Raw genomic sequence first — 9,562 nt, 5'->3', positions numbered from 1 at the left:
CCTCGAGGGCCACGGCGAGCCCTCCCGTCGAATGGCCCATGAGGGCGATGGGCCCGGTCCCGTCGGCCGCCACGGCGTCCAGCGCGGCGTCGATGCTCGAGAGGTAGTGGGCTGCCGACGGGACGAAACCGGGCTGGCCCCCTGGACGCAGGCTCCGGCCGTGCTCGGGGACGTCGAGCGCGTAGAAGCGCCATCCGCGCGCCGTCACGAAGCGCGCGAGCTCCGTATTGAAGTAGTAGTCGCTCCAGCCGTGCACGTACACGAGGGCGGGGCGGTCCGCTCCGGCGCTCGGCGCATCGCCGGCGAAGCGCACGAGGGTACCGGCCGCCGTCGTGCCCTCCCCGAGAGCGCATTGCTCGAAGCCAGGGCCAAGAAAGTCGGCGCTCCATTGGTTCATGCGCCCTCCTCGCGCCTCCACGTTCAGGATAGGCCGTTCGTTTTGTTGACGGCCCTTCGCCTGGGCGACACTTGAGCCATGCGTGTCTACCCCCTCTTCTTCCGTGCTGCCTTCTCGTGGATGGACGCCGAGCGCGCCCACCGGATCGGCTTCGGCGCCATCCGGGCGGTGCACGGGGTCGGCCTGGGCAGCGTCCTCGAGCGGTTCACCGCTCCCGCAGAGTCGCTTCGGACGAGCGCATTCGGCGTCGAGTTCCCGTCGCCGTTCGGCCTCGCGGCGGGCTTCGACAAGGAGGGGCTGGGTATCGAGGCCCTCGCGGAGCTCGGCTTCGGCCACGTGGAGGTGGGCACGATCACGGGTCAGGCACAGCCCGGCAACCCGAAGCCTCGGCTCTTCCGGCTCATCAAGGACCGCGCGGTGGTGAACCGCATGGGTTTCAACAACGACGGCGCCGCCGCCGTCGCGCCGCGCCTCGCCACAGCGCGCACCGCGCTCGAGAAGAAATACGGATCCCGGCGGCCGGTCATCGGCGTCAACATCGGCAAGACCAAGGTGGTTCCGCTCGAGGACGCCGTCGCCGACTACCGTGTGAGCGCGCGGGCCCTTTCCCCGTACGCCGACTACCTCGTGGTCAACGTGAGCTCCCCGAACACGCCGGGCCTACGCCTGCTGCAGAGCGCCGATTCGCTGCGGCCCCTTCTCGAGGCGGTGCGCGAGGAGTCGACAGCGTCCGCGGGCCGCCGGGTCCCGCTCCTTGTCAAGATCGCCCCTGATCTCGAAGACGCGGATCTCGACGACGTCGCACAGCTCGCCCTCGAACTCGGACTCGAGGGGATCATCGCGACCAACACGACGATCGGCCGGGAAGGGCTCGCGAGTGACCCGGCCACCGTCGAGGCCTGCGGGGCTGGCGGCCTTTCCGGCGCGCCGCTCAAGGCGCGTTCCCTCGAGGTGCTTCGCCGCCTCGCATCAATTGTGGGCGACCGCCTTGCGCTCGTCTCGGTGGGCGGCGTTGAGACCGCGGCGGACGTACAGGAAAGGCTCGCCGCGGGGGCGAGCCTTGTCCAGGGGTACACCGCGTTCCTCTACGAGGGGCCCTTCTGGGCCGCCTCGGTGAACCGGGGGCTCGCCGTCAGGAAGGATACTGCCCGCGCGTGACCTGGGGCTTCGGGAGCCGGAGCGGGCGGAACTGGAGCGCGCGCATCGCGCCGTACCAGACCGTGCCGCGCTCGACCTCGGAGAACTTGTCCGTGAGACGCCTCCTGATCTGGCGCGAGAGCCAGAACGTGTCGATGATGACGAGGGCGAAGACCACCCAGAACGCGATGAGGATGAAGAACTGAGCCTCGCTGGCCTGCGGCACCACGAAGGAGATCACCACAAACGCGAGCGCCGCGAACATGAGGTACTCGCCGAGATTGAAGCGGGCGTCGACGATGTCACGGGCGAAGCGCTTCTGCGGGCCACGGTCCTTGAAGGGCAGGTGCCGCTCGTCGCCGGTCTCGAGGGCCCGGCGCACGCGCGCCCGCTCGTCTGCGGCAGCCTGCCGCTCGGCGACCCGCGATGCCTTCCGGTCGGTTGGCACGAGCGGCCGACGGCGGGCCGCTTCCTGCTCCTTGCGCCGCGGGGTCGGCGCCCCCTTGCCGATCATGGGGTCGGCTGGCTTCTCCTCGGGCTGCCCGGCGCTCTCGGCCGCGGACCCGTTCTTTCGTCCAAACACCATTAAAGAATAGCCAACCCGCGCCGTCGGTTGCTCGTGCGAGGGGGAGTCTGAGGCATTGATGCCCCATCGCACGGCTTGTACTGTGAAGCCATGATTTCAGAATTCGCCCCCACGGCTCCCGGCCTCACCGACGAACTGCGCGCCGCCGTCGACCGCCGCTTCGAAGCGACGCTCGCCGAACTCATCGGGCTCGCCGCGATCCCAGGCATCGCTTGGGAGGCGTTCGATGCCGAGGAGCTCGAGCGCAGCGCGCGCACCGTCGCGGGCCTCGCTCAGGCGGCTGGGTTCGAGTCGGTCGAGATCCTGCGGGCGTCCCGGCCCGACGGCAAGCCCGGCGGGCCGGCCGTCGTGGCGAGCCGGCCGGCCAAGCCCGGAAAGCCGACGGTCCTGCTCTACGCGCACCACGACGTACAACCGCCTGGGGACCGCGCCCTGTGGGAGTCCGAGCCGTTCCTCCCCGAGGAGCGCAACGGGCGGCTCTACGGTCGCGGCACCGCGGATGACAAGGCCGGCGTCATGGTCCACATAGCAGCCTCGCGCGCGATCGCCGAGGTGCTCGGAGACGCCGGCGGAGTGGGCATCACGCTTTTCGTCGAGGGCGAGGAAGAGGCGGGATCCCCGAGCTTCCGGACGTTTCTCGAGACGTACCGTGACCGCCTCGCCGCCGACGTCATCGTCGTCGCCGACTCGTCCAACTGGGCCGTGGGCACGCCCGCCCTCACGACGAGCCTGCGGGGCCTCGTCGACGGCTCGTTCACCCTGAGCGTCCTGAGCCACTCCGTGCATTCGGGCGTGTTCGGCGGCCCGGTGCTCGACGCCCCGACGCTGCTCGCTCGCCTCATCGCGACCCTCCACGACGACGAGGGCAACGTCGCCGTCCACGGTCTCGTGGTCGCCGACGATCCCGACGTCGAGTACCCCGAGGAGCAGTATCGCCGTGACGCGGGAGTGCTCGACGGCGTCCGGCTCGCCGGGAGCGGGAGCGTTGCCGCCCGGCTGTGGAGCCGCCCCGCGCTGTCGATCATCGGGATGGACGTCCCGGCTGTCGCCGTCTCGTCCAACACGATCCAGGCGACGGCGCGCGCCAAGTTCAGCATGCGGCTCGCACCCGGGCAGGATCCCGACGCGGCCATGGCGGCAATGGGGCGGCATCTCGAGGCAAACGTTCCGTTCGGCGCCCGCCTCGAGTTCACGCCGGGGGAGCGGGGGAGCGCCTATCTCGCGGATACGTCCTCGCCCGCCGCGAGCCTCGCGCTCGACGCGCTCCGCGCCGCGTGGGGCACCGAACCCGTGCGCATGGGAATGGGAGGGTCCATTCCGTTTGTTGCCGATCTCAAAGAGGTATTCCCCGAAGCCGAGGTGCTCATCACGGGCGTCGAGGATCCGGACAGCCGAGCGCACAGCGCGAACGAATCGCTCCATCTGGGCGATTTCAAGCGCTGCATCGTCGCGGAGGCTCTGCTCCTCGCAGCGCTCGGCGCCGACGAGGGTTAGACCAGCCGGAGGGGATCGCCGTAGCATGGATTGAGGGGGACGCTGCCTGCGCACGCAGGATTCCGCGTCCCAGCAGCGCTCAGCGGCACGGGCCGCAGAGGGAAGGTATGGAATGAGCACCGTTACCAACGAGACCACCGAGGCCATCGCGTCCCACGAGGTGAGCCTCACCGAGGTCGCCGCCGGCAAGGTTCGGAGCCTGCTCGAGCAGGAGGGCCGCACCGACCTGCGCCTACGGGTCGCGGTCCAGCCGGGTGGCTGTTCCGGCCTCATCTACCAGCTCTACTTCGACGAGCGCATGCTCGACGGCGATGCCGTCCGCGACTTCGACGGCGTCGAGGTCGTTGTCGACAAGATGAGCGTGCCGTATCTCGCCGGCGCGACGATCGACTTCGAGGACACGATCTCGAAGCAGGGCTTCACGATCGACAACCCCAACGCGCAGGGTTCGTGCGCGTGCGGCGATTCGTTCCACTGATCGCCCCACAGCCCCTCCTCGGCCGTGCCTTCCAACCGCTCCATTTGGAGCCTCGGAAGGCACGGCCGACGTGCATATGCGACATGTGGGCGATTCCTTTGGGTTAGCTGTAAGCTCTACGTCGAGTAGTAAAACTATGCCGTCGGGGAGAGTTTCTGCGGGTCATGCCGTAGGGGAGTGAGCCCCGGCCACAGCATCAAGAGGAAGGGCCGTCTGTGAGGTCGCAGAACCGAACCAGCAGCCAGCGCACTCGAATCATCGCGGTAGCCTCAGTTGCCGTTGTGGGAGCGCTTGCACTGTCTGGATGTACATCCCAAGTACAGAATGGCTGGCTGCCGGGGTCGCGGGACACGACGAGCAACACGGGCATGATCACGGACCTCTGGGTCAACTCGTGGATCGCGGCCCTCCTCGTCGGCGCCGTGACGTGGGGCCTCATCCTCTGGTGCCTCGTCGCGTACCGCCGCCGCAAGGGCACGGTGGGCTTCCCGCGGCAGACGAGCTACAACCTCCCACTCGAGATCTTCTACACGGCGATCCCCCTCTTCCTCGTCGTCGTGTTCTTCTACTTCACGGACCGCGACCAGCGCGCGATCGACAACCCGAACGCCAACCCCGACGTCACGATCAACGTCGTCGGCAAGCAGTGGGCGTGGGACTTCAACTACAAGCAGGGCGGCGTCGTCAAGGACAACGTCTACGAGGCTGGCACGCAGGCCCACCTCACGGGGTCCGACATCGACCTCAGCAAGCTGCCGACGCTGTACCTTCCGGTCAACAAGAGCGTGACGATCGAGCTCACGTCCCGCGACGTCAACCACTCGTTCTGGGTACCCGCCTTCCTCCAGAAGCGTGACGTGATCCCGGGCCACCCGAACACAATGTACTTCACGCCGCAGAAGGAAGGGACTTACGAAGGCAAGTGCGCCGAGCTCTGCGGCGAGTTCCACTCCGAGATGCTGTTCCGTGTGAAGGTCGTCTCCGAGGCTGAATTCGAGGCTCACTTGGCTGGTCTGCCCAAGGGTCTGCTCGACACGGCGTACGACCGCAACCCGGATCTCATCCAGAAGTAGGGGAACAACGTGGCTACCTATACACAGTCGCCCTCAGCCGGGGCCCTCAGCGCGCCGGTCGTGCCGAAGTCCAAGGGGCGTATCGTCGTCAACTGGATCACGTCGACCGACCACAAGACCATCGGGTACATGTACCTCATTGCGTCGTTCGTCTTCTTCTGCCTGGGCGGCGTGATGGCGCTCCTGATCCGCGCCGAGCTCTTCGAGCCCGGCATGCAGATCCTGCAGACGAAGGAGCAGTACAACCAGCTCTTCACGATGCACGGCACGATCATGCTGCTCATGTTCGCGACCCCGCTCTTCGCGGGCTTCGCGAACGTGATCATGCCGCTCCAGATCGGCGCCCCGGACGTCGCGTTCCCTCGCCTCAACGCCCTCGCATTCTGGTTCTTCCTCTTCGGTTCCACGATTGCGACCGCGGGCTTCATCACGCCGCAGGGCGCCGCCTCGTTCGGCTGGTTCGCCTACGCGCCCCTCTCGAACACCACGTTCACACCTGGGGTGGGAGGTGACCTCTGGGTCTTCGGCCTCGCCCTCTCCGGCTTCGGCACCATCCTCGGCGCGGTCAACTTCATCACGACGATCATCTGCATGCGTGCCCCGGGCATGACCATGTGGCGCATGCCGATCTTCACGTGGAACACGCTCATCACCGCGATCCTCGTGCTCATGGCCTTCCCGCCGCTCGCCGCGGCCCTCTTCGGCCTTGGAGCCGACCGCCGATTCGGTGCCCACGTCTTCGACCCCGAGAACGGGGGCGCGGTCCTCTGGCAGCACCTCTTCTGGTTCTTCGGTCACCCCGAGGTGTACATCATCGCGCTGCCGTTCTTCGGCATCGTGTCCGAGATCTTCCCGGTCTTCAGCCGCAAGCCGATCTTCGGGTACAAGGGCCTCGTCTTCGCGACCATCGCCATCGCGGCCCTCTCGGTCACCGTGTGGGCCCACCACATGTACGTGACCGGCGCCGTGCTCCTGCCGTTCTTCTCCTTCATGACGATGCTCATCGCCGTCCCGACCGGAGTGAAATTCTTCAACTGGATCGGCACGATGTGGAGGGGCTCGATCACGTTCGAGACTCCGATGCTGTGGAGCCTCGGCTTCCTCATCACGTTCCTCTTCGGCGGTCTGACCGGCATCATCCTCGCGTCGCCGCCGCTCGACTTCCATGTCTCCGACACGTACTTCGTCGTGGCGCACTTCCACTACGTCGTTTTCGGCACGGTCGTGTTCGCGATGTTCGCCGGGTTCTACTTCTGGTGGCCCAAGTGGACCGGCAAGATGCTCAACGAGCGCCTAGGCAAGATCCACTTCTGGCTCCTGCTCATCGGCTTCCACGGCACGTTCCTCATCCAGCACTGGCTGGGCGTCATGGGCATGCCGCGCCGCTACGCGGATTACCTGCCGCAGGACGGCTTCACGTGGATGAACCAGTTCTCGACGATCTCCTCGTTCATCCTGGGCGCCTCGCTCATCCCGTTCTTCTGGAACGTGTACATCACGGCCCGCAGCGGCAAGCGTGTCACGGTCGACGACCCGTGGGGCTTCGGCGCCTCGCTCGAGTGGGCCACCTCGTGCCCGCCGCCGCGCCACAACTTCACGTCGCTCCCGCGCATCCGCTCGGAGCGCCCCGCCCTTGACCTCCACCACCCGGAGCTGTCTCTGGTCGGCGCCGTCCAGCACTCCCAGGCCGCCGCGGCGATCGCCGCAGACCGGAAGGACACGCACTAGTGAAAATCGAATCCTGGCTCTTCGGCACGGGAGTCTTCTTCTTCGTTCCGGTCGCGATCGTCTACGGCTTCCTCACGCACTGGGGCGAATGGGTCGGCATCATGGGCATGCTGCTCGTTGGTGGCCTCGCACTCATGATCGGCTCCTACCTCGGGGTGACCGCCCGCCGCGTCGGCACGCGCCCGGAGGACCGCGAGGACGCTGAGATCCACGAGGGCGCCGGCGAGCAGGGCCACTTCAGCCCGTGGAGCTGGTGGCCTATCACCCTCGGCGCTGCGGCCGCGACGGGCGTGCTCGGCCTCGCGGTTGGCTGGTGGATCACGTTCATCGGCGCGGGGATCGCCATCGTCGCGCTCGTCGGCTGGGTGTTCGAATACAGCCGCGGAGACCACGCACACTGAGCCCCATGCAATCAAGGGCCCGGCTTCTTCGGAAGCCGGGCCCTTGTGCGTTCGGCGGAGCTGTGGCCCCTCTCAGCGTGTAGCCTTCAATTGGTAGGAGCCGATCAGGAGGGGCGGAGTGGAAGAGGCCGACAGCATCGTCGGAAAGCTCGACAGATCCTCGAAGACGGCGGTATACGTGCAGCTCCGGGAGCTGCTTCGCGAGCACATTCAGGCCAACCTCTCGCCGGGGGCTCCTCTCCCGTCGGAACGCGAATTGGCCCACCGGTTCGGGCTCGCCCGCATGACCGTGCGCCAGGCCATCGACGCCCTTGTGGCGGAGGGGGTCCTCGACCGCATCGTGGGGCTCGGCACCTTCGTGAGCCGCCCGAAGCTCGATCTGCAGATGAAGCTCACCTCGTACAGCGAGGAGATGCAGCGCCGCGGCATGGTCCCGGACGCCAAGGTGCTCAGCTTCGAGCAGATTGGCGCGTCAGCCCACCTCGCCCGTGAGCTGCAAGTGGAGGAGGGGACCGCCGTCGTGCGTTTTCGCCGCCTCCTGCTCGCGGACCAGGAGCCCATGAGCGTCGACGAGAACTACATCGTCGCGCATCGTGTTCCGGGCTTCGCCGACGGCCCGCCGCCCACGTCCCTCTACCAGGTGCTGAGCGAGCGCTACGGGCTCGTCATGGAGTGGGGAGAGGACATGATCGAGGCGACGGCGGCGTCCCCCTCGATCGCCCGCCTGCTCAAGGTGGACATGGGCGCCCCGCTGCTCAAGATCCAAAGGCACGCCTACGTGGCCAAGGCGATGGTCGACTACTCGGTCTCGTACTACCGGGCCGACCGCTACAAGCTCTGGGTGCCGCTCCAGCGGCCCGGCGTCCGCTCGCCGCGCACCTACACGACGCAGAGGTTTACGGGCTAGCACGCGCGCGCTGAGCGGCTGGGCCGAAGCGCGTCAGGGGTTGTTCAGGTAGGTGAGGACGGCAAGGACGCGGCGGTTGTTGTTGTCGTCATCGATGATGCCGAGTTTGCCGAACAAGGAGGTGGTGTACTTGCTGATGGCGCTTTCGCTGAGGAAGAGCCGTTGGCCGATGGCCTGGTTGGACAGTCCTTCGGCCATGAGGCTGAGCACGGAGTGTTCGCGTTCGGTGAGCTGTTCGAGCCGTCGATTCGAGGATCCGCTGGACAGTAGTTTGGCGATGACGGCCGGGTCCAAGGCGGTCCCGCCAGCGGCGACGCGTTCCAGGGCGTCGATGAACTGGTCGGCGTCGAAGACGCTCTCTTGAAGGAAGTAGCCGATGCCGCCGGCGCCGTCGGCCAGGAGCTCGCGGGCGTACAACTGCTCGACGTACTGGGAAAGGATGAGGACCGGCAGTCCGGGCAGCTCGCGGCGAGCGGCAAGAGCCGCGCGCAGGCCCTCGTCCGACTGCGTCGGCGGCATGCGGACGTCGACGACGGCAATATCCGGCCGCCACGTCAACAGCGCGTGCAGCGTCTCGGGTCCGGTGGCTGCGGTCGCCACCACCTGGTGTCCGTATGCCTCGATGAGTCGAACCATCCCGTCACGCAGGAGGTACAGGTCTTCGGCTACAACGATTCGCACGGCACCATCATCCTCACCCGGGTCGGGCCGCCTTCCGGGCTGGTGATCTCCAGGCCGCCGTCGAAGACCGCGAGGCGGCGGCGCAACCCCGCGAGTCCGCCGTCGGCTCGCAGGCTGGCTCCGCCGCGGCCGTTGTCTTCGACATCGATCAAGATGCCGGTGTCGTCCTGGGTGATGGAGATCCGGGTGCGGGTCGCGTGGGCGTGCTTGACCGCGTTGGTCAGCAGTTCGGCGATGGCGAAGTACAGGGCGGATTCGATCGGCGGGTCCAGGCTGAGTTGAAGGTCTGCGCTGACAGCCGCTTCGAGCGGGCTGTCCAGGGCAAGAGCGCGAACGGCATCGACGAGCCCTCGGTCGTTCAGCACGGGTGGGTTGATTCCCTTGACCAGTTCGCGGAGCTCGGTCAGCGATGCGGTGGCACCGGCTCGCGCTTCCCCCATCAGCGCCTTGGCCTGGGCAGGGTCGGTTTCCATCAGCTTCTCGGCGGTCGCAAGGGAGAGCCCGAGGGAGACTAGGCGGGCCTGTGCCCCGTCGTGCAGGTCCCGTTCGATCCGGCGGATCTCGGCGGCCTGGGCGACCGTCGCGTCCGCGCGTTGGGCGGTCAGCTCGTCCACCCGGTCCGCCAGTGCCATCGCGGGCGACGGGCGCAGGAAGCGGACGGCCACCGGCCCAACACACCG

At 67.4% G+C, this 9,562-nt stretch carries 11 protein-coding genes; 7 read left to right on the top strand and 4 right to left on the bottom strand.

Annotated features, from left to right (window positions below; translation table 11 throughout):
• A partial coding sequence (locus ACLN58_RS12725) for an alpha/beta hydrolase (RefSeq protein ID WP_415855630.1) occupies nucleotides 1-397 on the bottom strand: 397 nt, incomplete at its 3' end.
• Between the two features lie 78 nt (nucleotides 398-475).
• On the opposite strand from ACLN58_RS12725, the gene ACLN58_RS12720 reads away from it, so the two are divergent.
• Nucleotides 476-1,555 (top strand): quinone-dependent dihydroorotate dehydrogenase, encoded by a 1,080-nt coding sequence (locus ACLN58_RS12720; protein WP_415855629.1) that lies wholly within the window; start codon nucleotides 476-478, stop codon nucleotides 1,553-1,555.
• Here the strand turns inward: ACLN58_RS12720 and ACLN58_RS12715 are convergent.
• A complete protein-coding gene (locus tag ACLN58_RS12715; RefSeq protein ID WP_415855631.1) occupies nucleotides 1,530-2,117 on the bottom strand; it encodes a DUF3043 domain-containing protein in 588 nt (195 codons plus the stop codon). The two genes, ACLN58_RS12720 and ACLN58_RS12715, sit on opposite strands and share 26 nt — an antisense overlap.
• Nucleotides 2,118-2,210: 93 nt before the next feature.
• Here ACLN58_RS12715 and ACLN58_RS12710 point away from each other — a divergent pair, with 93 nt between their 5' ends.
• From ACLN58_RS12710 to ACLN58_RS12685, 6 genes are all read left to right on the top strand, one after another.
• Nucleotides 2,211-3,614, top strand: coding sequence for a dipeptidase (locus ACLN58_RS12710; protein ID WP_415855628.1), 1,404 nt, complete (start codon nucleotides 2,211-2,213; stop codon nucleotides 3,612-3,614).
• 112 nt (nucleotides 3,615-3,726) lie between these two features.
• Nucleotides 3,727-4,092, top strand: a complete 366-nt coding sequence (locus ACLN58_RS12705) for a HesB/IscA family protein (RefSeq protein ID WP_415855627.1) — start codon at nucleotides 3,727-3,729, stop codon at nucleotides 4,090-4,092.
• Between the two features lie 215 nt (nucleotides 4,093-4,307).
• Nucleotides 4,308-5,165: a cytochrome c oxidase subunit II gene (gene coxB, locus ACLN58_RS12700; RefSeq protein ID WP_415855626.1), complete on the top strand. Its 858-nt coding sequence runs from the start codon at nucleotides 4,308-4,310 to the stop codon at nucleotides 5,163-5,165.
• A 9-nt stretch (nucleotides 5,166-5,174) separates the two neighbouring features.
• Nucleotides 5,175-6,893, top strand: coding sequence for a cytochrome c oxidase subunit I (ctaD, locus tag ACLN58_RS12695; RefSeq protein ID WP_415855625.1), 1,719 nt, complete (start codon nucleotides 5,175-5,177; stop codon nucleotides 6,891-6,893).
• Nucleotides 6,893-7,294, top strand: coding sequence for a cytochrome c oxidase subunit 4 (locus ACLN58_RS12690; protein ID WP_415855624.1), 402 nt, complete (start codon nucleotides 6,893-6,895; stop codon nucleotides 7,292-7,294). The genes ctaD and ACLN58_RS12690 overlap by 1 nt, the downstream gene beginning before the upstream one ends.
• 118 nt (nucleotides 7,295-7,412) lie before the next feature.
• Nucleotides 7,413-8,201 (top strand): GntR family transcriptional regulator, encoded by a 789-nt coding sequence (locus ACLN58_RS12685; RefSeq protein WP_415855623.1) that lies wholly within the window; start codon nucleotides 7,413-7,415, stop codon nucleotides 8,199-8,201.
• A 33-nt stretch (nucleotides 8,202-8,234) separates the two neighbouring features.
• Here the strand turns inward: ACLN58_RS12685 and ACLN58_RS12680 are convergent, their stop codons facing one another.
• Together ACLN58_RS12680 and ACLN58_RS12675 are read right to left on the bottom strand one after the other, a co-directional pair.
• Nucleotides 8,235-8,882 (bottom strand): response regulator transcription factor, encoded by a 648-nt coding sequence (locus ACLN58_RS12680; RefSeq protein ID WP_415855622.1) that lies wholly within the window; start codon nucleotides 8,880-8,882, stop codon nucleotides 8,235-8,237.
• A partial coding sequence (locus tag ACLN58_RS12675; protein WP_415855621.1) for a sensor histidine kinase occupies nucleotides 8,867-9,562 on the bottom strand: 696 nt, incomplete at its 5' end. The genes ACLN58_RS12675 and ACLN58_RS12680, both read right to left, overlap by 16 nt.

Source organism: Sinomonas sp. G460-2, from assembly GCF_047759905.1.
Classification (GTDB): Bacteria; Actinomycetota; Actinomycetes; order Actinomycetales; family Micrococcaceae; genus Sinomonas.
The sequence above is the reverse complement of the archived record's forward strand: the minus strand, read 5'-3'. Positions and strand labels throughout refer to the sequence as shown.